General features: G+C 70.5%; 22 protein-coding genes and 1 rRNA gene. 13 read left to right on the top strand and 10 right to left on the bottom strand.

What is annotated here, in order from left to right:
• Positions 1–86 precede the first annotated feature (86 nt).
• Entirely contained in the window at positions 87–878 is a 792-nt protein-coding gene (locus QSK35_RS31190) for an inositol monophosphatase family protein (protein ID WP_285751157.1), read from the top strand.
• Between the two features lie 76 nt (positions 879–954).
• Here the strand turns inward: QSK35_RS31190 and cei are convergent, their stop codons facing one another.
• A complete protein-coding gene (gene cei, locus QSK35_RS31185; RefSeq protein WP_285751156.1) occupies positions 955–1,647 on the bottom strand; it encodes an envelope integrity protein Cei in 693 nt (230 codons plus the stop codon).
• A gap of 442 nt (positions 1,648–2,089) precedes the next feature.
• Here cei and QSK35_RS31180 point away from each other — a divergent pair, with 442 nt between their 5' ends.
• Entirely contained in the window at positions 2,090–2,389 is a 300-nt protein-coding gene (locus QSK35_RS31180; protein WP_033437076.1) for a DUF4193 domain-containing protein, read from the top strand.
• 63 nt (positions 2,390–2,452) lie between these two features.
• Here the strand turns inward: QSK35_RS31180 and QSK35_RS31175 are convergent, their stop codons facing one another.
• Positions 2,453–2,914, bottom strand: a complete 462-nt coding sequence (locus QSK35_RS31175; RefSeq protein ID WP_285751155.1) for a DUF3093 domain-containing protein — start codon at positions 2,912–2,914, stop codon at positions 2,453–2,455.
• Positions 2,915–2,938: 24 nt separating this feature from the next.
• Here QSK35_RS31175 and dut point away from each other — a divergent pair, with 24 nt between their 5' ends.
• Entirely contained in the window at positions 2,939–3,406 is a 468-nt protein-coding gene (gene dut, locus QSK35_RS31170) for a dUTP diphosphatase (protein WP_285751154.1), read from the top strand.
• Positions 3,407–3,411: 5 nt separating this feature from the next.
• Entirely contained in the window at positions 3,412–4,029 is a 618-nt protein-coding gene (locus QSK35_RS31165; RefSeq protein WP_285751153.1) for a DUF3710 domain-containing protein, read from the top strand.
• Here QSK35_RS31165 and QSK35_RS31160 read toward each other — a convergent pair.
• The gene (locus QSK35_RS31160) at positions 4,017–4,691 is read right to left on the bottom strand and encodes an alpha/beta fold hydrolase (RefSeq protein WP_285751152.1); all 675 of its coding nucleotides are present in this window, start codon (positions 4,689–4,691) and stop codon (positions 4,017–4,019) included. The genes QSK35_RS31165 and QSK35_RS31160 overlap by 13 nt on opposite strands.
• Positions 4,692–4,774: 83 nt before the next feature.
• Here QSK35_RS31160 and QSK35_RS31155 point away from each other — a divergent pair, with 83 nt between their 5' ends.
• The gene (locus tag QSK35_RS31155; protein WP_285751151.1) at positions 4,775–5,140 is read left to right on the top strand and encodes an OB-fold nucleic acid binding domain-containing protein; all 366 of its coding nucleotides are present in this window, start codon (positions 4,775–4,777) and stop codon (positions 5,138–5,140) included.
• A complete protein-coding gene (locus QSK35_RS31150) occupies positions 5,137–5,865 on the top strand; it encodes a DUF3159 domain-containing protein (protein WP_285751150.1) in 729 nt (242 codons plus the stop codon). The genes QSK35_RS31155 and QSK35_RS31150 overlap by 4 nt, the downstream gene beginning before the upstream one ends.
• Positions 5,866–6,170: 305 nt before the next feature.
• Here the strand turns inward: QSK35_RS31150 and QSK35_RS31145 are convergent, their stop codons facing one another.
• The 7 genes from QSK35_RS31145 to QSK35_RS31115 all read right to left on the bottom strand — a co-directional run bounded on the left by QSK35_RS31145 (position 6,171) and on the right by QSK35_RS31115 (position 17,181).
• The gene (locus QSK35_RS31145; RefSeq protein ID WP_285751149.1) at positions 6,171–8,657 is read right to left on the bottom strand and encodes a LuxR C-terminal-related transcriptional regulator; all 2,487 of its coding nucleotides are present in this window, start codon (positions 8,655–8,657) and stop codon (positions 6,171–6,173) included.
• On the bottom strand, positions 8,654–11,194 hold the full coding sequence (locus tag QSK35_RS31140) for an AAA family ATPase (RefSeq protein WP_285751148.1): 2,541 nt from the start codon (positions 11,192–11,194) through the stop codon (positions 8,654–8,656). Before QSK35_RS31140 ends, QSK35_RS31145 begins: the two co-directional genes overlap by 4 nt.
• 473 nt (positions 11,195–11,667) lie before the next feature.
• The gene (locus QSK35_RS31135) at positions 11,668–14,067 is read right to left on the bottom strand and encodes a LuxR C-terminal-related transcriptional regulator (RefSeq protein ID WP_285751147.1); all 2,400 of its coding nucleotides are present in this window, start codon (positions 14,065–14,067) and stop codon (positions 11,668–11,670) included.
• A 34-nt stretch (positions 14,068–14,101) separates the two neighbouring features.
• Positions 14,102–15,565: an SPFH domain-containing protein gene (locus tag QSK35_RS31130; protein WP_285751146.1), complete on the bottom strand. Its 1,464-nt coding sequence runs from the start codon at positions 15,563–15,565 to the stop codon at positions 14,102–14,104.
• 92 nt (positions 15,566–15,657) lie between these two features.
• Complete coding sequence (locus QSK35_RS31125) at positions 15,658–15,861, bottom strand: NfeD C-terminal domain-containing protein (protein ID WP_285751145.1); 204 nt, start codon at positions 15,859–15,861, stop codon at positions 15,658–15,660.
• A 1-nt stretch (position 15,862) separates the two neighbouring features.
• Complete coding sequence (locus QSK35_RS31120; RefSeq protein ID WP_285751144.1) at positions 15,863–16,519, bottom strand: potassium channel family protein; 657 nt, start codon at positions 16,517–16,519, stop codon at positions 15,863–15,865.
• Complete coding sequence (locus QSK35_RS31115) at positions 16,519–17,181, bottom strand: potassium channel family protein (protein ID WP_285751143.1); 663 nt, start codon at positions 17,179–17,181, stop codon at positions 16,519–16,521. The genes QSK35_RS31120 and QSK35_RS31115 overlap by 1 nt, the downstream gene beginning before the upstream one ends.
• A 129-nt stretch (positions 17,182–17,310) precedes the next feature.
• On the opposite strand from QSK35_RS31115, the gene QSK35_RS31110 reads away from it, so the two are divergent.
• The 7 genes from QSK35_RS31110 to QSK35_RS31080 all read left to right on the top strand — a co-directional run.
• Positions 17,311–19,299, top strand: coding sequence for an APC family permease (locus QSK35_RS31110; RefSeq protein ID WP_285751142.1), 1,989 nt, complete (start codon positions 17,311–17,313; stop codon positions 19,297–19,299).
• Positions 19,296–20,519, top strand: coding sequence for a class I SAM-dependent RNA methyltransferase (locus tag QSK35_RS31105; protein WP_285751141.1), 1,224 nt, complete (start codon positions 19,296–19,298; stop codon positions 20,517–20,519). Before QSK35_RS31110 ends, QSK35_RS31105 begins: the two co-directional genes overlap by 4 nt.
• 61 nt (positions 20,520–20,580) lie before the next feature.
• A complete protein-coding gene (gene dxs, locus QSK35_RS31100; protein WP_285751139.1) occupies positions 20,581–22,482 on the top strand; it encodes a 1-deoxy-D-xylulose-5-phosphate synthase in 1,902 nt (633 codons plus the stop codon).
• Between the two features lie 231 nt (positions 22,483–22,713).
• Entirely contained in the window at positions 22,714–23,352 is a 639-nt protein-coding gene (locus QSK35_RS31095; protein WP_285751138.1) for a slipin family protein, read from the top strand.
• Positions 23,353–23,398: 46 nt separating this feature from the next.
• Positions 23,399–24,082 carry a response regulator transcription factor gene (locus tag QSK35_RS31090; protein WP_285751137.1) on the top strand — a complete coding sequence of 228 codons (684 nt, stop codon included), beginning with the start codon at positions 23,399–23,401 and terminating at the stop codon, positions 24,080–24,082.
• 4 nt (positions 24,083–24,086) lie between these two features.
• Positions 24,087–25,208 carry a sensor histidine kinase gene (locus QSK35_RS31085; RefSeq protein ID WP_285751136.1) on the top strand — a complete coding sequence of 374 codons (1,122 nt, stop codon included), beginning with the start codon at positions 24,087–24,089 and terminating at the stop codon, positions 25,206–25,208.
• Positions 25,209–25,570: 362 nt separating this feature from the next.
• Positions 25,571–25,694, top strand: a 16S ribosomal RNA gene (locus QSK35_RS31080); the annotation flags it as partial.

Raw genomic sequence — 25,694 nt, 5'->3', positions numbered from 1 at the left:
CCTACTCGATTCAGTAACCGTGGTGCGCAGACATTAGCCTGACCTTCTCCGATAGTCCCGTGTGAGTGACTGACTAGGAAGAAATCGTGGATCCGAGGACGCTCGTCGACACCGCAGTGGCCATCGGCAAGGAAGCCGCCGAGCTCGTCCAGCGCGTCCGGCGGACCGCTGTCACCGATGTCGACACCAAGTCGACCGCCACCGACGTCGTGACCGCCGCCGACCGTGCCTCCGAGCAGCTGGTCCGGTCGCGGCTGGCCACGTTGCGGCCGGGGGAGCACGTGCTCGGTGAGGAGGAGGGCGGCGAGGTCGTCTCCGGCCTCACCTGGGTCGTCGACCCCATCGACGGCACGGTCAACTACCTGTACGGCTTCCCCTTCTACGCCATCTCGATCGCCGCGCAGCTGGACGGCGAGTCGATCGCCGGGGCCGTGATCGAGCCGGTGACGGGCCGCGTCTGGACCGCCGCGCGCGGCCACGGCGCGTTCCTGGACGGGCGGCGTCTGCGGGCGTCGGGTGCTTCCGAGCTGAGCCTGTCGCTGCTCGGCTACGGCTTCTCCTACCGGCCGGAACGGCGGCAGCGGCAGGCGGACGCGCTGGCGGCCATGTCGACGCGGGTGCGCGACATCCGGCGGGCCGGTGCCGCTTCGCTCGACCTCTGTGCCGTGGCCGCGGGCTGGCTCGACGCCTACGCCGAGCACAACCTGGGCCGCTGGGACTGGGCCGCCGGGGCGTTGATCGCCGCCGAGGCCGGGGCCGTGGTCAAGCTGCCCGGTCAGGCGCCTGAGCTGGGCGCCGACGCGACGTTCGCCGCCGCGCCGGGCATCGCGGGGGACCTGTTCGACGCGCTCGTCGAGTCAGGATTCGGCAAGGTCTAGGCGGAGCCTCGTGCCATGAGGGGAGCTTTCCAAGCGCTGACCGCCATGAAGGGTCCCCTCATGGCACGGCCTGGGTTCAGCAGTGCACGTCGCGCGCGGCGGCCAGGTTGTCCGGGTTCAGCGTCGGCTTGGCGGCCTCGGCGGCCTGCCCGCCCTGCTGGTCCGGCTGCTGCTCGGCCCACGCCGCCAGCTGGTCCAGCACCTTGCGCGCGTCGTTGTTGGGCTTGACCTCGTCGAACTTCTGGCCGATCGCGACGTCGACGGTGGCGTCCTGGCGGTCGTCGCGGACCAGTTCCAGGCATGGCTCGATCAGGCTCAGCGTGCGGGCCGCGCCCGCGCCAGTCGCGCCGAAGCGGATCTGGCCGCGGCAGTTCATGTCGCCGGCGGGGTAGACCGGGTCGTTGGCCGAGTCGGCCGCCTGCTTCATGCCCAGCTCGGCCAGGGTCGTCGCGACGAACTTCGCCTGGTTGCGCTGCGTCGAGGCGTTGAACGCGCGGAAGTTGACGTCACCGACCGGGACCGGGTCCGTGCGGTCGAGGGCGTCGTGGCCCAGGACGGTGCCGAGCGGGGGCGCCGGGGTGGACGAGCCGGCCGGGTCCGTCACGGTGGCGGCAGCGGGGGAATTGCACTTGATCGCCTCGTCCACGTCGGCGTCGCTGCCGAACACGCGGATCCACACGAATATCGAGGAGACGAACAGCAATCCCAGCAGTACGAGCGCGGGCACGGGACGGCGCCGCTTGTACGGCGTTCCGGATGCGGGTCCCACCTGCGCCGACCTCCCCTGGCGTAGTACCGCCACCTACGTACTTCGCTGTGATCAGCCTATGCGTTGCGGGCCATGTCCGCGCTCCCGACGCGCGTAACCCTCCGCACCCGACCAGGTAGCACTCTGTTAGGACGTTACCGGCGATGCGTTGGGTTGCACATGGGTTTGAACATGCTCGCGCACAGGGTATCGGGCCAGCGTAGAGAGGTTGTTTCACCCGTCCGGTCGGTAAGGGGTAACCCGATGTCGGGTCACCCGGACAATGAGCTACCCTCTGCGCGCTCAGCACGCAGTTGGATCAAGCTGACAGTCGACAAACAGGGGGTTGGCTCCCGGTTGCGAGCACGAGACCTCCGTCACTGAAGACGGAGGGCACAAATGAGGGCGCTGGAACGTTAACCAGCGACACGAACAGTCTCCGTAGACCGCAGGGGTGAAAAAGATGGCGACCGACTACGACGCGCCGCGTCGCAGCGAGGCGGACGAACTCGCTGAGGACTCCCTCGAGGAGTTGAAGGCGAGGCGTAATGAGACGCAGTCCGGAGTCGTCGACGTCGACGAGGACGCGACTGCGGAGAACTTCGAGCTCCCGGGCGCGGATTTGTCCGGCGAGGAGCTCACGTTCAAGGTGCTGCCCAAGCAGGCCGACGAGTTCACTTGCTCGAAGTGCTTCCTGGTGCACCACCGCAGCAGGCTCGCGGAAGAGGTCAACGGCCAGTACATCTGCCGCGACTGCGCCTGAGTCTTCACACGTCGGGGAAGCAAGACTGGGCGCTCACCCGCACGGGTGGCGCCCAGACGTGTTCTAACGAGCGCGAATCATTTGGGCCAGCTCTTCGGCGTGCCGAGTGCTGAAGAGCCAGTAAGGAGTCGGGTCCTCCGGGTCGTTGACCCGGACCCGCAGCATCGGCCCGATCCAGCCCCGGTGCGTGACGAACGCCGCCGGGTCGAGGTTCGGGCCCATCGCCTGGCGCTTCGTCTGCGCCGTGAACACCTCGACCTCACCGAGCAGCCCGACCGGGATGTGCGCCTCACCGACGCGCAGCTCGCCGCCGGACAGCTCGACCTTCGCCGACCCCATCCGCAGGATCAGCAGGACCGTGAGCGGCACGGTGATGACATAGGGCAGCCAGGACCGCACACCGGGGAAGCCCATGTGGATCTCGGCGGCCAGCAGCACTCCTGCGGCCAGCGGCAGCAGCCAGCCCCACCACGGGACGTACAGGCGTTCTTTGTGCTCGGGGGCGGTCACGGCGGTCTCGCTCACGTCGTCAGGGTAATCTCGCGCGCCGTGGCCAACGGCGTTGAGGTACTGCTGACCCGACTCGATCCGGGTGTCCCGCTCCCCGCCTACGCCCGTCCCGGCGACGCGGGCGCCGACCTCGTGACGACCTCGGATGTGATCATCGAGCCCGGTGAACGGGCGGTCGTCGGCACGGGAATCGCGATCGCGCTGCCGGACGGGTTCGCGGGGTTCGTGCACCCCAGGTCCGGGCTGGCTGCCAGAGTAGGCCTCAGCGTGGTCAACACGCCCGGCACCATCGACGCCGGCTACCGCGGTGAGATCCGCGTCTGTCTGGTGAACCATGATCTGCGGGAGCCGATCGTCCTGTCCCGGGGCGACCGGATCGCGCAGCTCGTCGTGCAACGCGTCGAACACGCGCTCTTCCGCGAGGTCGACGACCTCCCGGACTCCGAGCGCGGGGCGGGCGGGTACGGCTCTACAGGCGGGCACGGCGTGCTCGCACGAGAGGGGTAAGGGGAATGTTCGGAAGGCGCCGCAAGCGCGGTCGTCACGCCACCGGCGCGGTGGGCGTCGATCCCGAGGTCGAGGAGCTCGACGAGGGCCCCGGCGACGGCCCGTGGGACGTGGCCGACGCGCCGCGCGACGGCGTGCAGCGGCTGGACCTCGGCTCCGTCCGGCTGCCCGTGCCCGACGGCGCCCAGCTGCAGGTCGAGATGGACCAGCAGGGCGAGGTGCGGGCCGTCCACGTGCTCACGTCCGTCGGCCAGCTGACCGTGAGCGCGTTCGCCGCGCCGAAGTCCGGTGGGCTGTGGCAGGAGGTCGGCGCCGAGCTGATCGCCCAGCTCAAGGAGGACGGCGCCCGGATCAACCGGGAGAACGGCGAGTGGGGCGAGGAGATCACCGCCCGCAACCAGGGCGTGCAGATCCTGTTCGTCGGCGTCGACGGCCCCCGCTGGATGCTGCGCGGCGTGGCCGCCGGTCCCGAGGAGCACTTCGAGGCCAACTCCGCGGCACTGCGCGATCTCGTGCGCGGCACCGTGGTCGTGCGCGGCGAGCAGCCCATGCCGCCGCGGACCCCGCTGCCGGTCGAGCTGCCCGAGGCGATCGCGCGGCACATCCAGGCTCAGCAGGGCTGACCTTCGGCCAGCGCTTCGACGGCCGCGCGTCCCAGTGACGCGCGGTCGTTTCCCAATGCGCTCAACGTCGTCGTTCGCAGAACCGCTCGCGGCATGGCCGCGGCCCACGTCCGCGCGACCTCCAGCGGATGCACCGGATCGTCGGTGCACGCGACGATTCCCGTTGGCATGTCCAAGGTCCTGAGTTCGTCGAACGTCGGCGCGTCGCTCCCGGCGGCCTCGCGGAAGTGCGCGACCAGTCCGTCGCCGTACCGCCGCCACGCCCGGTCGAGCTCGATCTTCAGCCAGCCGTCCACATCGGCGAGCGCCGCCGTGATGCCGTGCGCTGCCACGACGTCAGCGCTCGAGGCCGCCGCCAAGGCCGCTGGCGCGCCCGCTGACGGCCCGGTCCACGCGGGCAGGGCCAGGACCAGCCCAGCGCACCTGCCGGGATTCCTGGCCGCCCACAGGGCCGCGAGATGAGCGCCAAGTGAGACGCCGCCGGCCACGATCGGGTGGCGTTCGGCAGCGTGATCCAGTGCGCGCAGGTGGTCCGCGACAGTGCGCGTGGCCGGAGCGTGCAGATGCAGCCCGACCTGCGACAACGGTTCCGCGAAGACAGAACGGACAAACACCTCGTCCGACCCCGTTCCGGGCAGCATCCACGCACAACTGGCATCCACGGCCGGAATTGTCGGTGCCGTGCGTACCCTGACTCTCATACGGGCCTCAAAACCGAGGCCTCCGGGCAACAGTGGAGTCGGGGATGAGCGGCTACTGGCGCCGCCTGGTGCGTCGCTTGACCAGTGACGTCGCCGAGTTGGACGCGGACGACCTCTCGCGAAAAGCAGAGGCCGTCGGCGCGGTCAGGGCGTGTGACTGCAAGTCTGGCGAGGAGGTCACCGTGCTCGGCAGGCTCCGCAGCGTGGAACTGTCCCCGAGAGACGCCGCGGCCACCCTCGAGGCCGAACTCTACGACGGCACCGAGGGCGTCACCCTCGTCTGGCTCGGCCGGCGTCGCATCGCGGGCATCGAGCCCGGCCGCACTATCAAGGCCCGCGGCCGGATCGCGGTCCGGGACGGACGCAAGGTGCTCTACAACCCCTACTACGAACTGCAGAACGCTTCATGACTTCAGAGAAAGAAGCACAGCCGACCCTGCTCGAGCAGATGGGCGGCGTCAGCGGGATGCTGTACTCGTCGCTCCCGGTCGTGCTCTTCGTGCTCGTCAACATCTTCTCCCACAACCTCACCGCGGCCCTGATCAGCGCACTGGCGGCCTCGATCGTGATCGGCGTGGTGCTGGCGATCCGCAAGGGCACCGTCCAGCCGGCGATCTCCGCCGTGTTCGGCGTCGGCATCGCCGCGTTCATCGCCTACCGCACCGGTGAGGCGAAGGACTTCTTCCTCTTCGGCATCTGGCAGAGCATCGTCTACGGCAGTGCCTTCCTGATCTCGGTGCTGGTGCGGTGGCCGCTCGCGGGCGTGGTGTGGACGTTCCTGAACGGCCGCGACATGTCGTGGCGCCAGGACAAGGCCTCGATCCGCGACTACGACATCGCGACCCTGGTGTGGGCGGCGGTCTTCGCGGCCCGCTTCGTCGTGCAGCGCTGGCTGTACGACGAGGACCTGGTGGGCTGGCTGGGCTTCGCCCGCCTCGCGATGGGCTACCCGCTGATGGCCATCGCCCTGGTCGCGACCGTGTGGGCCGTGCGCCGCTCCGACAAGCGCCTGCACGAACGCGAGGAGGCGGCGCGGTCGGAGCAGGAGGTCCTGGCGGCCACCTATGACGACCTGATGACGCCTGACATGGACGAGCTGAAGAAGCTGGACCAGAAGTCGCGCGAGAGCTCTTAGGGGTTTCGAGCACCGCGCGCGGGGCGTCCCGCCCGGAGACGCTCAGCGCGGTGTAGACGGCGTGCCGGTGGTTGTCCACGGTGGGGTTGGACGTGTGCAGCTTGTTCGCGCTCCGACAAGCGCCTGCACGTATGCGAGGAGGCGGCGCGGTCGGAGCAGGAGGTCCTGGCGGCCACCTATGACGACCTGATGACGCCTGACATGGACGAGCTGAAGACGCTGGACCAGAAGTCGAGCGAGAGCTCGTAGCCCTGGGTGGTCGTGAGTGGTTTCCGTCGCTCTGGCAACGGAAACCACTCACGACCCTAGGGTTCGAGCATCGCGCGAAGGGCGTCCCGCCCGGAGACGCCCAGCGCGGTGTAGACGGCGTGCAGGTGGTTGTCCACGGTGCGCTTGGACGTGTGCAGCTTGTCCGCGATCTGCTGGTTGGTCAGCCCGGCGGCGGCGAGCTGCGCCACCTCGGCCTGCCGCGGGGTGAGGTGCGTCAGCCGGCCGGCCGCGAGCAACGGCGTGCGCACCACGTCGAAGTCGCGCATCAGCAACGCCTGGCGCGCCGACACCTGCGAGGCCGCCTGCGCCCGGCCCGCGCGGCGGTGCAGCGCGGCGGCGGAGGCGAGGGCCTCGGCGGCGTACACCGTGGCGCCCAGACCGGCGAAGGTCGCGGACACCGCCTCGAGCTCCTCGGGTGACCGCGCCCGTGCGTGGGCGGCGCAGGCCGACGTCATCGGGTCACCCAGGGCATCGGCCAGCTCCGTCAGCCGCTCCGCGGTGTCCACGCCGAACCGGAAAGCGGTGTACCGCCCGGATACTTCGTTGCCGTACATGCCGATCGCGCGCATCGCGTCGGCGGACGCCAGTGCGACGGCACCGGCGCCGGTCACGTCACCCGACGACGCCAGGACGACGGCGCGGGCGACCTCGACGGAGGCGCCGGTCAGCACCCAGGACGGGCGGCAGGCCTCCACGGCGCGGTCGAGCGCGGCGGTCGCCTCCTCGATCATGCCGTGCATGGCGAGTGCGGAGGCGAGCTCCGCCTGGACCAACGCGTCGAAGATCAGCGGGTGCTTGCCGAAGGATCGGATCCGGGCGCCCTCCCGGGCCAGCCGGACCGCGCGGCCCGTGTGGCCGCGCATGCGCGCGATGATCGACAGAATGGCATGGATTGACGACTCGGCCAGCGCCCACCGGGAGTCGTGCACGACCTCGGCCTGGATCCGCGACGCCAGGGTTTCCGCCTCCGCGAAGTCGCCGCGGAATATCAGGGCGAAGCAGCGCATCCGCTGGGCCCCGTTGAGCAGCGCCGGGTCCAGGTCGGCCAACGCGACGGCCGTCTCCTCGTACGAGTCGATGAGCTCCAGGGACTCGGCGATCCGGCCCAGCTGCAGCAGGCACAGCGCCCGCGTGTGTCGCGTGTAGACGTTGTCCGGCAGTTCGTCGTGCAGCGCAAGCGCTTCCGGCATCGGCAGGTACTGCGCCTGCTGTCCGATGCGCATGATCCGCAACCCGTCTCGCGTCTCGGCCGGGAGCGACGGCACCTCCAGCGACATCAGCAACTCGGCGGCCGCCGGGCCGTCCGCCAGGCCGAAGAACAGGATCGAGGCCAGCGCCTCGCCGAGCCGGGCCCGTTGCACGGGGTCGGACGTGGACTCGAGCAGAGGCGCCAGCACCGCCACGGCCTCGTCGGGTGCGCGGGCGTACGTCAGCAACTTGCCGTAGATCGTGGCGACCTCGGCGACCCCACCCGCGGCGATCGCCGCCTCGCACAGGCGTTCCGCCAAGGCGGCGTCGCGGGCCATCCACGCCTGCTCCGCGGCGCGCGCGAGCACCGGAACCGACGTCGGCGTGTCGCTGTCGAGCCGCAAGATCGCGATGCGCGGCACGTCCTCGCGGCGCCCCAACGACTCCAGCCGGTCGGCCAGCGCGCGCTGGTGCGACTTGGCGCGCAGCGTCGGGCATGTCCGGCGCAACAGGCTGCCGTACAACGGATGTCCCAGCCGGACCCCGGACGGCTCGACCCGCAGCAGCCCGCGCGACTCCAGGTCGTCGAGCACCTCCGGGGAGGCGAGGGAAGCGAGGACGTCCAGGTCGATCGGCTCGGCGAACGCCAGCACCTCCAGCGCCGCGCGGGCATCCGGGTCGAGCCGCCCCAGGTTCGCCGACACCACCTCGGCGAGCCGGCCCGCGACGTCGATCGGGCCGCGCCACGACCAGATGCCCTCGTGTGCCGTCAACCTGCCGAGCGCCTGCCCGGAAGCGAGCAACTCCCTGAGGTACAAGGGGTTTCCCGCGGTGCGCGACCACAGCAGCTGTCGCGTGTGCCCGTCGACGTGCCCGAGTGCCGCGGCGAGCAGCTCGTCGCTCGCGGCCCGGCTCAGGTCGCCGATGTCGAACCGGGTGAGCAACGACGTGAGCTCCGAGGCGGTCCGGGAGGTCAGCAGCACCTTGACGAGCGAGTGCTGGATCAGGTGCTGCAGCAACGCCACCGACGCGTCGTCGAGCAGGTGCGCGTCGTCGACGATCAGCACGCGCCGGCCGCGCAGGTGCTCGACCGCGCGCCCCAAGGGGTTGCCGGACGGCAGGTCCGGCGGCAGCAGCGCGGCGAACGCGCCGAACGGGATCGTCGACGTCGCCACGGTCGCATAGCACCAGGTGCCGTCGAGGCGGGCGGCGACCTCGGCCGCCAGCCGCGATTTGCCGGTGCCAGGTGGTCCGATGAGCGCCGCGCCCGCGCCGTTCATGGCGCGCAACACGTCCCGCACCTCGGTGGCCCGTCCGACGAACGGCCGGCTCATGCGAGTCCGAAGATCGTGCGCAGGCCGTCGCGGCCGGTGAGTCCGAGCGCGTTGTAGATCGTGTGGAGGTGGTTGTCCACGGTCCGCTTGGAGATCGTGAGCCGGTCGGCGATCTGCGCGTTGGTGAGTCCGGCGACGGCCAGCCGGGCGATTTCCAGCTGGCGCGGCGTGAGCGACGCGAGCGAGCTCGCCACCACGAGACCCGGCGTCGTCGCGTGGTCGAACCGCGCCGCGAGCACGCCGACCTGGCGCGCCAGTTGTTCGGCCTCGCGCAGCCGTCCCGCCATCCGGTGCATCCGCGACGCCTCGGCCAGCGCCTCCGCCGCGTAGAGCTGCACGCCGCATAGCACGAACTCCGACGCCACCGCCTCCAACGCCCGCGGATCGCCTGCCGCACGGGCGTTCGCGTGCGCCGAGTACGCCTGGGTCAGCCGGTCCGTCCGCGTCGAAGCGAGCTCCGTGAGCCGGGCGGAGGTGTCCGCGCCGAACCGCGCGGCGTCGTGTAGCGCCACGATCTCGTCGCCGTGCGCACCGTGCGCTCGCGCGGCCTCGGCGGTCGCCACGGCTTGTTCCGCTGCCTCGCCGACCCGTCCCGCCGCGGCGAGCACCCACGAACGTGCCTGCGACACGGCGAATCCGGCCATCCGCCACGCGGGCCGCAACGCGCACTCCGCCCGGTCCAGCACGCCTTCAGCGCGTTCGGCCTCCCCGTGCAACGCGAGGGCCTGCGCCAGTTCGGCGAGCATCAGCACGTCCCACATCAGCAGCGCGTCGGACTCGGTCGCGGCCTCGGCGACCATCCGCACGGCCGTGGCGGCCTGCCCGCGCAGCCGCGCGATCCGGCTCGACAGCAGCCGCGGCGGCGCCTGGGTGACCGCCCACCGCGACTCGTCCAGCACGTCGGCGAGCATCTGCGCGGCGTGTTTCTCCGCGTCGTCCAGCTCGCCCGCGCGCAGCAGGCTGTCGGCGCGGATGCCCTCGGCGCCGTTGCGCAGTCCGGGAAACCGGTCCCGCCACGACGACACGCCCGCGTCGTTGTCGTTGACGGACTCCAGCGCGGCCACCGGTTCACCAGCGAACAGCTGGCAGAACGCGCGAACCTGTTGTCCCGCAACAGCTCCCCAGCCGGTCGAGGCGCTGAGCATCTCGGCGCCGGCGCGAACCAGCGGCAGCGGCGCGTACTCGAGGGCGAACGTCAGTCCGATGTAGAGCAACGTGTCCTCGAACTCGGGCGGCACACCGGTGACCGAGTCGAGCACCGCGACCGCGTCGTCGAGCCGGCCGAGCCCGAAGAACAGGTTGAACGCCCTGGTACTCGCGAGCTGCACGAGGTTCTCCGGCGGCGCCTCGCGCATCAGCTCGGCGAGCACCTTCTCGGCCTGCTCGCACGAGCGCTGGTACATCAGCACGAGCCCATGGACGAGCCCGACGCGGTTGCCCTCGCCCTGCTCGACGACCTGCCGGCACAACCGTTCCGCGAGCACCCAGTCCTGCGCCGTCAGCGCCTGCTGCGCCGCACGCGTCAACATCTCCGCCGACGCGTTCGACCCGCTGTCCAACCGCCACGTCACCACACGCAACAGATCCCCGCGCCGCCGCGCGCCGAACGCCTCGAGCCCGTCGGCGAGCGCCCGCCGATGCGACCGCGCGCGCAACGTCGGACAGGTGGCGCGCAACCTGGTGCCGTACAAGGGATGCCCGAGCCGCACCCTGGCGCGCTGCCCGGACACCTCGATCCGGACGAGCCCCTGGCTCTCCAGCTCGTCGACGATGTCGTGTGACGTCAGCGACGACCACAGATCGAGCTCCAGCGGCTCCCCGTACGCGAGGATCTCCAGCGCCCGCCGCCGTTCCGGTGTGAGCCGGTCCAGCGTGTGGTCGACGACCTCGGCGAGGCGCCCGGACAGCTCCAGCGGTCCCTCCCAGCACCAGCCGAGCCGCTTCACGAGCGCGCCGCTGTGCTGTCCGGCCGCGACGAGTTCCTTGAGGAACAACGGGTTGCCCTGGCTGTTCGTCCACACGAGATGCCGAGTGGCCGAGTCGGCCGGCCCGCCCAGGACGCTTTCGAGCAACGCGTCCGCGTGCTCCCGCTTGAGTGCGGGCACGGGGATCGTGACCAGCTCCAGGCCCTGCCACGCGGGCCGCGCGGTGCACAGCACGCGGGCCAGGTCGTGGCGCACCAGGTACTGCAGCAACGCGGTGGACGCCTCGTCGAGCAGGTGCGCGTCGTCCACGGCGAGCACCAGCCGCCGGTCCTTCGTGAGGTGCTCGGCCGCCGCGCGCAACGGGTTGGCCGCGGGCAGGTCGGCCGGGATGAGGGAGGCCAGCGCGCCGAACGGGATCGCCGACGTCGCTACCGTCGCGTAGGCCCGCGCGACCGTTCGCCCGACTTTGTCGAGCACCTCGGCCGCGAGGCGGGACTTGCCGACGCCCGGTTCGCCGGTCAGGAGTACGCCGCGATGCTCCGGGGACGTCAGTGCGCGCACTGCGCTGCGGAGTTCCTCGTCGCGCCCGATCAGGGGCAGTCGGTCGATCACAGACTCCTCCCGACCAAGAGCATGTCACGTTGGGGGCGCCGGTTCAGCTTGGGCGTAGCTGTGGCGGTGTCGCCGGAATTGTCGGTGTCAGCTGGAAGAATTGAATCAGGGGGTCCCCCTTGGGCCGGGGGACGCTCGCATGAGCGTGGCTGCGACCTGGTGGCGGCTGGCGGCCGGGCGAGGTGGCGGCTTACGGCCGGGGCCATGGTGGCGGCTGACGGCTGGGGCGTGGCAGTGGAATTTGTCGTCACGTGGTTGTGGATAACTGGTCGCGGTCGCCCGGAATTGTCGGTGTCGGCTGGAAGAATAAAAACCGGGGGTCCCTGCGGGCAGGGGACGCCCGCGCGAGCGAGCGCGGACCACCGTTACGCGCGGACCGCCCGTACGACTGAACGCGATCAGGCCGCCCCGAGGTTGCACGAACCTCAGGTGGCCAGTGGATCAGGTGGCCAGTGGATCAGGTGGCCAGTGGATCAGGTGGCGAGCGCCGCGCCCAGCTCGGCCCGCCCGTTGATCCCCAGAGCCGTGTAAACCGCGTACAGGTGGTTCTCCACGGTCCGCTTGGAAGTATTGAGCTGGCCAGCGATCTCCCGGCTGGTCATCCCGGCATACGCGAGCCGCGCCACCTCCAGCTGCCGCGGCGTGAGCCGCCGAGCGGGCCGACGCCGCAACGTGCACAACTCAACGCCGGAGAACCCGTCAAGAAGCGTGATCAACCGATGCTCGGCGGCGCCGTTCCCACACAACCGCACCCGCTCCGCCAAAGCCTCGGCGGCATGCAACACAACCCCCAAGGAATCGAACCGCGCGACAGCGTCATCGAGAACCGCCACATCCGAACGAGCCCGCCCGAGCGCATGAGCTGCAAAAGCAAGAGTCAGTGGATCACCGAGATCCGCGGCGAGCTCGCCCAGCCGCACCGAAGTGTCCACTCCGAACCGAGCGGCGTCGTGCAGGGCCGCGGCCTCGATGCCGAGCGCGTCGTAGGACTGGGCGACCTTCGAAGTGGCGAGTGCGGCGGCGCCGGCCTCCTCGATCATGCCCGCGGCGGCCAAGGCCCACGGGCGCGCCAGGTCGACCTGCAGGCCGCTGATCGGCCACGCCGGGCGGCGCGCGGTCTCGGCCAGGTGCAGGGCTTCGGCAGCGAGGTCGGCGCGGCCCAGCAACGCCGCGGAGCGGACCAGTTCGCACAGGGCGATCAGGTCCGAGATGATCGGGCGGTGGCCGGGGAAGTTCGTCGCGGACATCGCCAGCTCCAAGGCCGAAGCGGCGTCGCCGCGTAGCTGGGCGCACCGGCTCAGCACGCTGATCACCGCGACCTCGGCGTACAGGTTGCGCGGGTCCTCCTCCAGTTCCGCGCGCACCTCGGTGGCGTACGCGAAAGCGTCGGCGATCCGGCCGGAGTTCAGCAGGCACAGCGCGCGCATGCGGATGTAGCCGTCGTCGAAACCACCGGGAGGCAGGGCCTCGAGCCGGTCGACGCCGGACGCGTACCGCCCGCCCTGCAGGTCGCACAGCACGTGCACGTACTCACCGGCGACGGTCGCCCACGGCGGCATGTCCGGGAGCGCGAAGTACCCCGCCAGGTGCGCGCGGGTCACGTCGACCCGCTCGCACTGGCCGTCCCACAGCAGCCGCATGATCCGCATCCGCCAGCGCAGCTCGTCCGGCAGGTCCGGGTGCTCGACGGCGTCCAGTACCTCGTCGGCGCCCTCGCGGTCGCCCAGGCCGAAGAACAGGTTGAACGCGCGGCACGCGCCGAGCTGAGCCAGGTCCACGGCGTCGGTCGCCGACGTCATGATCTCCGCCAGTACCTCGTCGGCCTCGTCGGCGGCCCGGCCGTAGAGCAGCGCGGAACCCAGTACCGGCCCTACCTGGACGGCTCCGCCGCGATCGACCGCCGCACGGCACAGGCGCTCGGTCAGCGCGCTGTCGCGGACCTCCCAGGCCTGTGCCGCCGCACGAGCCAGCTCATCGACCGAAACAAGAGAGTCGCTGTCCAGCCGCCAGATCACCGACCGCACCACGTCGTCGGGCAGGGCTTCGGCCAGCGCACGACGATGCGCCCGCGCGCGGCGCGTCGGGCACGTCTCGCGCAGCAGCTCGCCGTACATCGGGTGGCTGAGCCGGACGTTCGCGCCGTGCACGGCGATCAGCCCGCGCGTCTCCAGTTCGTTGACGACGTCGTCCGTGGTCAGGCGGGCGAACACGTCGAGGTCCAGCGGTTCGCCGTACGCGAGCAGCTCCAGCGCGTGCCGCTGGCCGGAGTCGAGGGCGCCCAGGTTGGCGTTGATCACCTCGGTGAGCTTCGGGCTGAGCGTGCCCGCGCGGATCAGCTCCGTGAGGTATAGCGGGTTGCCGCGGCTGCGCGCCCACAGCCGGGCCCGGTCACCGCGGTCGCCGACGAGCTCGTCGGACTCCTGGCGGGTCAGGTTGCCGATCTCGACGCGGACGAGCTCGTCGTCGTCCCACGGCATGGTGCGCGCGGTCAGCAGCAACGTCGTGTCGCGATGCCGCGCGAGGTGCTGCAGCAGCGCGATGGACGCCTGGTCGAGCAGGTGGGCGTCGTCGACGGTGAGCACCAGGCCCGGCGGGACCAGCTCGACGGCCTCGCGCAGCGGGTTGCCGCCCCGCAGGTCCGCGGGCACGAGTCCGGCCAGCGCACCGAAGGGCACGTTGCGCGCGGCGACGGTCGCGTAGCAGTCACGCACTCCGCGACCGGCGCGGCGCAGCCGGGTGCCCGCCTCGGCGGCGAGCCGGGACTTGCCGACACCGGCCGCACCGAGCAGCACGACCCCGCGCTGCTCGGTCAGCGATCGGAGTACCAGGGACAGTTCGGCTTCGCGGCCTACGAAGGGAGCTCGTGCGGTCACACACCGTAGGTACCACGAATGTCCACCCAGATACTCAGGGCGTCAGTTTCACCTGAGGCACGCCGTTCGCCCGCTGCGAATCATCGGATGACGGGGAACGCATGGCGTCCATCAGCTGACGGGCCAGGCCGAACCCGGTCCCGCCCATCGACAACGCCTTCGTGAGCAGGTCGGACACGCCGTCCGCGCCGTTGAAGACGACCATGTGGTCGACGTTGCCGAACGCCTTGGACGCCGCCTCGACGATCTCCGGCCACTGTTCGGCGAGCTGCTGCGCGACGACCGCGTCCGGGTTCTCCGCCAGCGCGGCAGACCTGGCCTTGATCGCCTCGGCCTCGGCGAGACCCTGCGCCCGCGTGGCCTCCGCGGCCGCGAGTCCACGGGCCTTCGCCGCGACCGCCTCGGCCTCACCGGTCGCACGGGTCGCGGTCGCCACCGCGTCACCACGCACCTTGGTCGCCTCGGCCTCGGCCTGAGCCTCGGTCTTCACGCGCGTCGCGTCCGCGGCGGCCCGCAGCTCGATCTCCTTCGCCTGCGCCTCGGCGTGCGCGATGCGCGCGTCGCGGTCGGCGTCGGCGAGCTTGCGCGTCTGGTACGCCTTCGCGTCGGCCGGCTTCACGACCTCGGCCTGCAGCTTCTGCTCGGCGAGGTCCGCCTCGAGCTGCACGGCCCGCGTCTCCTGCACGACGACCTCCTGGCGTGCCGTCGCCAGCGCCAGCGGCCCGGACTGCTGCGACTGGGCCTTCGCCCGGTCGATCTCCGCCTGGTAGGACGCGGACTTGATCTGCGCGTCACGCCACGCGGCGGCTTTCAACGCGTTCGCGACCTGCTCGGCCTCGGTGGCCTCCTGGTCGCGCTGCGCCTCGGCGATGCGCGCGGACGCGGCGATCGCGGCCGCGTGCGGCTTGCCGAGGTTCGTGATGTAGCCGGTGGTGTCCTCGATCTCCTGGATCTGCAACGAGTCCACGATGAGGCCGAGCTTGCTCATCTCGTCCGCCGACGACTGCCGCACCTGCGCGGTCAGCGCCTCGCGGTTGTGCAGCATGTCCTCGATGGTCAGGCTGCCGACGATGGACCGCAGGTGACCGGCGAACAGCGAGTGCGTCTTGTCGTCCATCCGGTCCTGCTGGTCGAGGAACCGCCGGGCCGAGTTCGCGATCGACGCGAAGTCGTCCCCGACCTTGTAGATCACCACGCCCCGGACGTGCACCGGAATGCCCTGGCTGGTCACGCAGGAGACCTGCAGGTCCGCCACGCGCGTGTCCAGCGACAGCCGCCGCGCGGTCTGGAAACCGGGCAGGATCAGCACGCCCTTCCCGGTGACGATCTTGAACGACATGCTGTCCGCGGTCTCGGACCGCCCGCGCGCGCCGAAGCCGGAGATGATCAGCGCCTCGTTCGGCTCCGCGACCCGCCAGAGCATGCGGAGCAGCAGGAACAGGAACAGCAGGACGGCGATCACGCCGCCGGCGATGCTGACTAAGAGGACCTCGTCCATTTCTGACTACCCCCTAAATACGGGGAAGGCCAGGAAGCCTTCCCACGGCAACAAAATTTGCCGACCAGGCTTCCCGGCGCACCACCGCCAGATTACAGCGGTCGCCACCTCTGGACGTAGACAGTTCTCGGGGGTTCGAAGTCGATGACGAGCACCTGCTGCCCGATTTCGATCACGGCGTCCTCGTCTGCCGGATATGCGTAGAACGCCTCGGCGCCACCACGCACGGAGATCATCACCTCGCCGACGAGGCCCGGCCCGATCCGGCCGGTGACCCGGCCGCGTTTGCCGATCAAGTCAGTAACCCAGCGCGGTGCGGATCTCCGTCTCCACCGCCGCGGTGGCGACGAACAGCAGCTCGTCCCCACTCTCCAGCGTGTCATCGGGCTGCGGCACGATCACCCGCCCGCCGCGCAGGATCGTCACCAGGGCGGCGTCGCGGGGCAGCTGCAGCGACGACACCGGCTGACCGGCCACGGCCGTCGCCGAGTCGAGGGTGATCTCGACCAGGTTGGCCTGTCCCTGCCGCAGGGTGAGCAGCCGGACGACGTCGCCGACGGTCACGGACTCCTCGACCATCGCCGCCAGGAGCCGCGGCGTGGACACGGCCACGTCGACACCCCAGGACTCGGTGAACAACCACTCGTTCGCGGGATCGTTGACGCGCGCGACGACGCGCCGCACCGCGAACTCGGTCTTCGCCAGCAGCGAGACCACCAGGTTGACCTTGTCGTCACCGGTGGCGGCGATGACCACGTCGCACAGCTGCATCCCGGCGTCCTCCAGCGAGGACAGCTCGCACGCGTCGGCCTGCACCCACTCGGCCTGCTCGACGGCACCGGGGTCGAAGTGCGTCCGGTCCCGTTCGATCAGCATCACCTGGTGCCCGGCGGAAACGAGTTCCTGCGCGATGGAACGGCCAACGGCGCCCGCGCCGGCGATCGCGATCCGCATCAGTTCTCCTCGGGTGCCTGCAGCGCGGCGGCCGCGACGTCGGTGACGGTGCCGGACAGCGCGGCGACATAGATCTGGTCGTCGGCCTGCACGACGGCCTTCGAGTCGGGCAGCACGCCGGCGCCGAACCGCATGATGAACGCGACGCGCGCGCCGATCGTCTGTTCCAGCTCGGTGATGGGGTGGCCGACCCACTCCTCGTTGAGCTCGATCGGGAACAGCGCGACGGTGCCCGACGGGTCGCGCCAGGCCGACGCGGTGCCCTCGGGGATCAGCATGCGCAGGAAGCGGTCGGTGCTCCACGGCACGGTCGCCACGGTCGGGATTCCCAGCCGCTCGTACACCGCGGCGCGCTTGTGGTCGTAGATCCGCGCGACGACGTGTTCGACGCCGAACGTCTCGCGCGCGACCCGCGCGGAGATGATGTTGGAGTTGTCGCCGCTGGACACGGCCGCGAAAGCGCCCGCGCGCTCGATCCCGGCCTCGACCAGCACCTGCCGGTCGAACCCGTTGCCGATGACCTGCTGGCCGTGGAAGTCACCGCCGAGCCTGCGGAACGAGTTCGGGTCCTTGTCGATCACCGACACCTGGTGGTCGAGTCGCTCCAGGGCCTTGGCCAGGGACGTCCCCACCCGGCCACAGCCCATGATCACCACGTGCACGACATGCCTCCTCAGGCGACGCTTGAGAAGAACTTACCCAGCGCTACTCCAACCCGGTGACCTCACCTCCACGGAATCGATATTCGCGCACCTTCCACGCTGTTGAGGCGCACCCCTTACGCTCTGGCCGTGTCCAAGCTCGCCACTGCCGCCAAACGCCTCCTGGTCGGCCGGCCCTTCCGCAGTGACCGCCTCGCGCACACCCTGCTGCCCAAGCGCATCGCGCTCCCCGTGTTCGCCTCGGACGCCATGTCCTCCGTCGCGTACGCGCCGGAGGAGATCTTCCTGGTGCTGTCCGTCGCGGGCCTGAGTGCCTACGCGCTGGCACCGTGGGTAGGACTCGTGGTGGTGATCGTGATGCTCACCGTCGTCGCCAGCTACCGGCAGAACGTGCACGCCTACCCGTCCGGCGGCGGCGACTACGAGGTCGCCACCGTCAACCTGGGCCGGAGAGCGGGACTCACCGTCGCCAGCGCGCTGCTGGTCGACTACATCCTCACCGTCGCGGTCTCGATCTCGTCCGCGGCGGCGAACATCGGCTCGGCGTTCCCGTTCGTGGCGACGCACAAGGCGGAGTTCGCGGTCGCCGCGATCATCATCCTGACCGCGATCAACCTGCGCGGCATCCGTGAGTCCGGCAGCGCCTTCGCCGTGCCGACCTACGCCTTCATGATCGGCATCGTCGGCATGATCGCGTGGGGCCTGCTGCGGTACTTCGTGCTCGGCGACCCGATGCAGGCCGAGAGCGCGACAGTCGAGATTCGCGCCGAGCAGGACCACCTGATGGGCCTCGCGTTCGTCTTCCTCGTGCTGCGCGCGTTCTCGTCCGGCTGCGCGGCGCTCACCGGTGTCGAGGCGATCAGCAACGGCGTGCCCGCGTTCCGCAAGCCCAAGTCCCGCAACGCCGCCACGACGCTGCTGCTGATGGGCGTCATCGCGGTCGTCATGCTGATGGGCCTGATCGTGCTCGCGCAGGTGACGAACGTGCGCATGGCCGAGCTGCCCGCCGAGCAGATCATCAGCGCCCCGCCGGGATACGAGCAGAAGACGATGGTCGCGCAGATCGCGGGCGCGGTGTTCAACGGCTTCCCGCCCGGTTTCTACTTCGTGACCGGTGTCACCGCGCTGATCCTGGTGCTCGCGGCCAACACCGCGTTCAACGGCTTCCCGGTGCTGGGCTCGATCCTCGCCCAGGACCGCTACCTGCCGCGCCAGCTGCACACGCGCGGCGACCGCCTCGCGTTCAGCAACGGCATCGTCTTCCTCGCCGTGTTCGCGATCGTGCTGGTGATCGCGTTCGACGCCGAGGTGACCCGGCTGATCCAGCTGTACATCGTCGGCGTGTTCGTGTCGTTCAACCTGAGCCAGCTCGGCATGATCCGGCACTGGAACCGGTTGCTGGCAACGGAAACGGACCCGGCCGTGCGGCGCAGGATGCGGCGCTCGCAGGCCATCAACACGTTCGGTCTGGTGATGACCGCGTCGGTGCTGATCGTCGTGCTGATCACCAAGTTCACCAAGGGCGCCTGGATCGCGATCGCCGCCATGGCCGCGATCTACGCGCTGATGACCGCGATCCGCAAGCACTACGACACCGTCGCGGAGGAACTGCGCCAGCAGGAGCGCAACCGCACGATGCCCGCGCGCAACCACGCGATGGTGCTGGTGTCCAAACTGCACATGCCGACGCTGCGCGCGCTGTCGTACGCGAAGGCGACGCGGCCGGACGTGCTGGAGGCGGTCACGGTCAATGTCGACGACGCGGACACCCGCAAGCTCGTGTCCGACTGGGACAAGGAGAACTTCAAGATCCCGCTCAAGGTGATCGAGTCGCCCTACCGCGAGATCACCAAGCCGGTGCTCGACTACGTCCGCCGGGTGCGTTCGGACAATCCGCGAGATGTTGTCACCGTGTTCATTCCGGAGTACGTCGTCGGTCACTGGTGGGAGCAGCTGTTGCACAACCAGAGCGCGTTGCGGCTCAAGGGCAGGCTGTTGTTCCAGCCGGGTGTGATGGTGACGAGCGTGCCGTGGCAGCTCGCGTCGTCCACGAAGCTCGAGGAGGACCGGCACGTCGTCGTGCCCGGTGCCATCCGGCGGGGGCTCGACGAGCGGTGAAGACCACAGAGAATTGGCTCCGTCAGCGCATCGAGGTCGAGGTCGGCGCGGTCGCGCACGGCGGGCACTGCGTCGCCCGGCACGAGGGACGCGTGCTGTTCGTCCGGCACGCGCTGCCCGGCGAACGCGTCGTCGCGCTGGTCACCGAGGACAAGGGCGGCTCGTTCTGCCGCGCGGACGCCGTGGAGATCCTCGAACCTTCACCTGATCGTGTGGAACCGCCGTGCCCGTTCTCCGGGCCGGGCAAGTGCGGCGGCTGCGACTGGCAGCACGCGTCGTGGGAGTCGCAGCGCGCGTTGAAGGCGCAGGTCGTGCAGGAACAGTTGCTGCGGCTGGCGAAGCTGGACTGGACGGTGACGGTCGAGGAGCTGCCCGGCGGTCCGCTCGGCTGGCGCACACGGGTGCGGATGGCCGTCGACCGGGAGGGCCGGCCCGGCTTCCGGCCGCACCGCAGCCACCGGGTCCTGCCCGTCGACGAGTGCCTGATCGCAGCGCCGGGCCTGGTGGACGCGGTGCTGGCCGAGAAGTGGACCCCGGACGCCGAGCTCGCCATCACGCGCGACAGCGAGGGCTCCGTCCACGTCAGCGAGTTGCTGATCGACCGCCGGACCCGCCGCCCGCGGCGTGGCAGGCGGGTCGGCAGCGGGCGGGCGGTCGAGTTCGGTGCGAACCGAAAGTGGCGGGTTTCCGCCGACGGCTTCTGGCAGGTCCACCCCGCGGCCGCGGAGACGTTCGCGCAGGTCGTGGGGTCGTGGGCGGCCGCGCAGCCGGGGGAGCGGGCGTGGGACCTGTACGGCGGGGCCGGCCTGTTCGCGTGGGTGCTGGCCAAACAGGTCGGCGAGACCGGGCAGGTGCTGGTCGTCGAGTCCTCGGCGGACGCGGTGCACGACGGGCAGATCGCGATGGCCCGCACCACCCAGGTCGGCTGGATGGTCGGCAAGGTCGAGAACCTCGTCGCGGGCGAGCTGCCGGTCGAGGACCCGGACGTCGTCGTGCTCGACCCGCCACGCAAAGGCGCTGGTCAGTCCGTTGTGGCCGAAGTCGCACGACGGGCCCCGTCGCGGGTCGTCTACGTGGCGTGCGACCCCGCGGCGCTGGCGCGGGACGTGGCGGAATTCGGCAGGCAGGGCTACCGGCTGGCGGATCTGCGGGCGTTCGACGCGTTCCCGATGACCCACCATGTGGAGTGTGTCGCCCTGCTGTTGCCTGAGACGGACTGAAGCCGCGTCTCAGCCGGGCCTCCGTAGACTGGCCGGCAGTCTGAAGAGGTGAGGTGGAGTGGTGACCCTGCTGGAATCCGTGCATGGACCAGCCGACCTGAAACGCATGACCGACGCCGAGCTCGGCGAGCTCTGCGGTGAGATCCGCGGTTTCCTGGTCGAGAAGGTCTCCCGGACAGGCGGTCACCTGGGCCCGAACCTGGGTGTCGTCGAGCTGACCGTGGCGCTGCACCGGGTGTTCGACTCGCCGCACGACCCGATCGTGTTCGACACCGGTCACCAGTCCTATGTGCACAAGATCGTCACGGGCCGGCGGGACGCGTTCGACGGGCTGCGCCAGCAGGGCGGCCTGTCCGGCTACCCGTCGCGCGCCGAGAGCGACCACGACGTGCAGGAGAACAGCCACGCGTCGACCGCCCTGTCCTACGCGGACGGGCTGGCCAAGGCGGCCCAGCTGCAGGGCACGCGCAAGCACGTCGTCGCGGTCGTCGGTGACGGCGCGCTGACCGGCGGCATGTGCTGGGAGGCGCTGAACAACATCGCCGCGGACAAGACGCGCCCGGTCGTGATCGTCGTCAACGACAACGGCCGCTCCTACTCGCCGACCATCGGCGGCCTCGCGGACCACCTGTCCACGCTGCGCCTGCGCCCCGGCTACGAGCACCTGCTGGAGAAGGGCAAGAGCGCGCTGCAGCACACGCCGTTCTTCGGCAAGCCGCTCTACGCCGCGCTGCACGCCGCCAAGCGCGGCATCAAGGACGCGCTGGCGCCGCAGGCGATGTTCGAGGACCTCGGCCTGAAGTACATCGGCCCGGTCGACGGCCACGACCTGGCCACGCTGGAGTCCGCCCTCCGACGCGCGAAGGCGTTCGGCGGCCCGGTGATCGTGCACGCGGTGACCCGCAAGGGCAACGGCTTCGCGCCCGCCGAGAACCACGAGGCCGACCAGATGCACGCCACCGGCCAGATCGACCCGATCACCGGTGAGGACATCAAGCCGTCTGCGCGCACGTGGACGCACGTGTTCTCCGACGCACTGGTCGACATCGGCGCTTCTCGTCCCGACGTCGTCGCGATCACCGCGGCGATGCGCGGCCCGACGGGCCTGGACCAGTTCGCCCACGCGTTCCCGGACCGCTGCTTCGACGTCGGCATCGCCGAGCAGCACGCGCTGACGTCCGCTGCGGGCATGGCGATCGGCGGACTGCACCCGGTCGTCGCCGTCTACGCGACGTTCCTCAACCGCGCGTTCGACCAGCTGCTGATGGACGTCGCCATGCACAAGCAGGGCGTCACCGTCGTGCTGGACCGCGCGGGCGTCACCGGCCCCGACGGCGCGTCGCACCACGGCATGTGGGACATGTCGATCCTCGGCGTGATCCCCGGCATCCACGTCGCCGCACCACGCGACGCGGGCTCGCTGGCCGAGGAGCTGCGCGAGGCGGTCGAGATCTCCGACGCCCCGTCCGTGATCCGCTACCCCAAGGCGTCCGTCGGCGCGGACCTGCCCGCCGTCGAGCGAATCGGTTCGGTGGACGTGCTGCGCCGGTCCGGCTCGGATGTCCTGCTGGTGACCGTTGGCGCGCTGGGCGAGCTGGGCCTGTCGGCCGCCGAGCGGCTGGCGGACCAGGGCATCGGCGTCACGGTCGTCGACCCGCGCTGGATCTACCCGGTGTCGCCGGACCTGGTCGAGATGGCGTCGTCGTTCCGGATGGTCGTCACCGTCGAGGACGGCGGCCGCCACGGCGGCTTCGGCTCGGCGCTGGCGATGGCGTTGCGCGACGCGGACATCGAGGTGCCGCTGCGCGACATCGGTCTGCCGCAGCAGTTCCACGACCACGGCTCGCGCGGCGAGGTGCTCGCCCGGTGTGGGATCACCGCCCAGGACGTGGCGCGCCGCGTCACCGAGTGGGTGGCGCGCATCGAGGAGCCTTCGAAAATCGACGAGCCCGCGGAGAAGTGACTGGGCTACTCTTCCCTCCGCACCGCTGAGCGGCCTGGACGGACTTCCGTTCCCGGTCCCGCGTTCGAGGCGGTGCGTGGTTGCCTACGGAGCAACAGGTTCAATTCCTGTACTGCCACGGCCCCGGTCGCACACGGGGGCGTTCGGCCCTGCGAGTCCCATGTGGACTCCCGCCGACCGCTCCGCCGGCCGGGGCCGTGGTCACGGGACTTCCGGACGGGGGTGGAGACGATGAAGCAGACGTTGATGCCGTGGGAACGCGGTGTCCGGTTCGACCGCGGGGTGCTGGTCGGTGAGCTCGGTCCGGGGCAGCACAAGATGCCCAGGACGACCGCGCTGCACCGCATCGACATCCGTCCCCGCTCGATGACGCCGGCGGCGCAGGAGGTCGCCACGTCCGACGGTGTGCTGGTGCGCGTGACCGTGGTCGTGCGGTGGGCCGTGACTTCGGCGACCACCTTCGTGATGGCATCCGCCACCCCTGACGCCGAGCTGTACCTGGCCGTGCAGCTGGCCCTGCGGGGCGCGGTCCTCACCCGGACGCACGACGCCGTGGACGCCGACCGGGACGCCATCGCCGCCGAGGTGCTGGCCGGTGTGCGTCCTCGCGCGGCCGAGCTGGGGGTCGAGGTGTCCGGCGTGGCCGTTCGCGACGTCGTGATGCCCGGTGAGCTGCGGCGTGCCGCTTTGGCCGAGCTGGTCGCGGCGTCCGAGGGGCGGGCGGCGCTGGAGCGGGCGCGCGGTGAAACGGCGGCTTTGCGGTCGCTGCTGAACGCCGCGCGGCTGGCGGAGGAGCACCCGGCGCTGTTGCAGCTGCGGGCGCTGCAGACGGCCGGGACCGTCGTGGTGGACCGGTCCGCGCGTTCGTGAAGGTGCCGTTAAGGCGGGTCTCAGGTGCGTGTGGCACCGTTGAGGCGTGCGGATCCTGGTAGTCGAGGACGAGGTGCCACTGGCCGACGCGATCGCGCGTGGCCTGCGGCGCGAAGGTATGGCCGTGGACGTCGCCTACGACGGCGAGTCCGGGCACGAGAAGTCGAGCGTCACCCGCTACGACGTGGTGGTGCTGGACCGTGACCTGCCCGGCATGTCGGGCGACGAGCTGTGCAAGGAGATCCTCGTCTCCGGCGCGTTGACCAGGGTCATCATGCTCACCGCCAGCGCGGGGATCGACGACCGCGTCGCCGGCCTCAGCCTCGGCGCGGACGACTACCTCGCGAAGCCCTTCGCGTTCCCCGAACTGGTCGCGCGCGTCCGGGCGCTGGCCCGGCGCGCCACGCCGGCCACGCCGCCCGTGCTGTCCGCGCGCGACGTGGAGCTCGACCCGGCGCGCCGCACGGTGTCCCGCGGCGGCGTGCCGATCGAGCTCACCCGCAAGGAGTTCGGGGTGCTCGAGGTGCTGCTCGCGGCCAAGGGGTCGGTGGTGAGCAGCGAGGAACTGCTGGAGCGGGTGTGGGACGAGAACGCCGACCCGTTCACCACCACCGTCCGGGTCACCGTCATGACGTTGCGCAAGAAGCTCGGCGAGCCCGGCATCATCGACACCGTCGTCGGCTCCGGTTACCGGGTGCCCACAGCAGGGAACGGCTCCACTGAGGACTGATCGCTTGCGGCGGCGCGGGCCCGGACTCCGCGTCCGCATCACGTTGCTCACGACCGGGCTCGTGGCAGTGGTGAGCGCGGTGCTGCTCGCGCTGGGGTGGGTGCTGGTCGGCCGCGTGTTCAACTCGACGCCGCAGTTCCCGACCGGGAGCACGGTGAAGGTCGACGGGGTCGACGTCGAGGCTTCCGTGCTCAACACCGTGCTCGCCGAGCAGGCGCGCGCCGACCTGTTGCGCGCGGGCGTCGTCGCCTTCGTCTGCATGGTCGTCGCGGCCGCGATCCTGGCCTGGACGTTCACCGGCCGCCTGCTGCGCCCGGTCCACGACGTCACGAACGCCGCGCGCCGCCTCTCCGCGGAGTCGCTGGGGCAACGGCTGCGGCTGGAGGGGCCGCGCGACGAGGTCGCCGAGCTCGCCGACACGTTCGACGCGATGCTCGACCGGCTCGAGGCCGCCTTCTCCGCGCAACAGAGGTTCGTCGCGAACGCGTCGCACGAGCTGCGCACCCCGTTGTCCGTCATCCGCACCGAGCTGGACGTGACGCTCGCCGACCCCGATGCCGACGAGGCCGAACTGCGGCGCATGGCCGGCGTGGTGCGCGCGGCGTCCGAACGTGCCGAGCAGCTCGTGTCCGCCCTGTTGTTGCTGGCGCGCACGGACGGGCTCGGTCTGGCCGTGCGGGAGCCCGTCGACCTGGCCGCCGTCGTGGACTGCGCCTGGAAGGCCGTGCGGGACGAGGCCGGTTCGCTGCGCGCGGTGTTCCACTGCGCGCCCGCCCCCGCGGTCGGCGACCCGGCTCTGCTGGAGCGGATCGCCGGGAACCTGCTGGAGAACGCCGTGCGGCACAACGTGCCCGGTGGGTGGATCGAGACCGTCACCGAAGGCGGGCCGCAGGGCTCCTTCCTGCGGGTGTCGTCGTCCGGGCAGTTCATCCCGCCGGAGCGCGTGGACGAGATGTTCGAGCCGTTCCGCCGGGGTGGTCGCGACCGCACCGCGCACACGGGGACGGGCCTGGGGCTCTCGATCGTGCGGGCCGCGGTGGCCGCTCACGGGGGAAACGTGCAGGCAGTGGCCGTGCCGGGGGGCGGTCTGTCGGTCACCGTGCACCTGCCGTCCGCACCGCGCTGAAGAATCTTGAAGTGGTCCCGGTCACACTGTCCGGCGATCTTGGCCCGTTTCGGCCGTTCGCACACGTGCTGACCTGCGTGTTTGCCTTAAGTACCCCCCGATTTGGATGTTGGTTGGGCGGCGTGTAAATTTCTCTCTGCCAGCGCGGAACGGGCCCGGAAAGACAGAGGGAACGGGCGCGGCACACAAGCCCCGGAAGTAAATCTCCTAAGGGAGATGAGCTGCGGTGAGCGCGTGTTCTTTGAGAACTCAACAGCGTGCCGAAACACAGCCAGTAATATGAAACCCCTCGTCAGGGGTTTCCTTTGAGTAATGATTGCTAGAACCGAGCTTATTCCGCTCGGTGCGATCAAACATAATCCTTATTGGAGAGTTTGATCCTGGCTCAGGACGAACGCTGGCGGCGTGCTTAACACATGCAAGTCGAGCGGTAAGGCCCTTCGGGGTACACGAGCGGCGAACGGGTGAGTAACACGTGGGTAACCT

Source organism: Lentzea sp. NBRC 105346 (genome assembly GCF_030269605.1).
Lineage (GTDB): Bacteria > Actinomycetota > Actinomycetes > Mycobacteriales > Pseudonocardiaceae > Lentzea.
Note: the sequence above shows the minus strand (reverse complement) of the source record. Positions and strands in the feature narration are given on the sequence as shown.

Bases quoted from the DNA above. Each gene is read 5' to 3' on its own strand.
- QSK35_RS31180 (WP_033437076.1), top strand. From the start codon at position 2,090: ATGGCGACCGACTACGACGCGCCGCGTCGCAGCGAGGCGGACGAACTC.
- QSK35_RS31165 (WP_285751153.1), top strand. From the start codon at position 3,412: ATGTTCGGAAGGCGCCGCAAGCGCGGTCGTCACGCCACCGGCGCGGTG.
- QSK35_RS31155 (WP_285751151.1), top strand. From the start codon at position 4,775: ATGAGCGGCTACTGGCGCCGCCTGGTGCGTCGCTTGACCAGTGACGTC.
- QSK35_RS31150 (WP_285751150.1), top strand. From the start codon at position 5,137: ATGACTTCAGAGAAAGAAGCACAGCCGACCCTGCTCGAGCAGATGGGC.
- QSK35_RS31145 (WP_285751149.1), bottom strand. From the start codon at position 8,657: ATGAGCCGGCCGTTCGTCGGACGGGCCACCGAGGTGCGGGACGTGTTG.
- QSK35_RS31130 (WP_285751146.1), bottom strand. From the start codon at position 15,565: ATGGACGAGGTCCTCTTAGTCAGCATCGCCGGCGGCGTGATCGCCGTC.
- QSK35_RS31120 (WP_285751144.1), bottom strand. From the start codon at position 16,519: ATGCGGATCGCGATCGCCGGCGCGGGCGCCGTTGGCCGTTCCATCGCG.
- QSK35_RS31095 (WP_285751138.1), top strand. From the start codon at position 22,714: ATGAAGCAGACGTTGATGCCGTGGGAACGCGGTGTCCGGTTCGACCGC.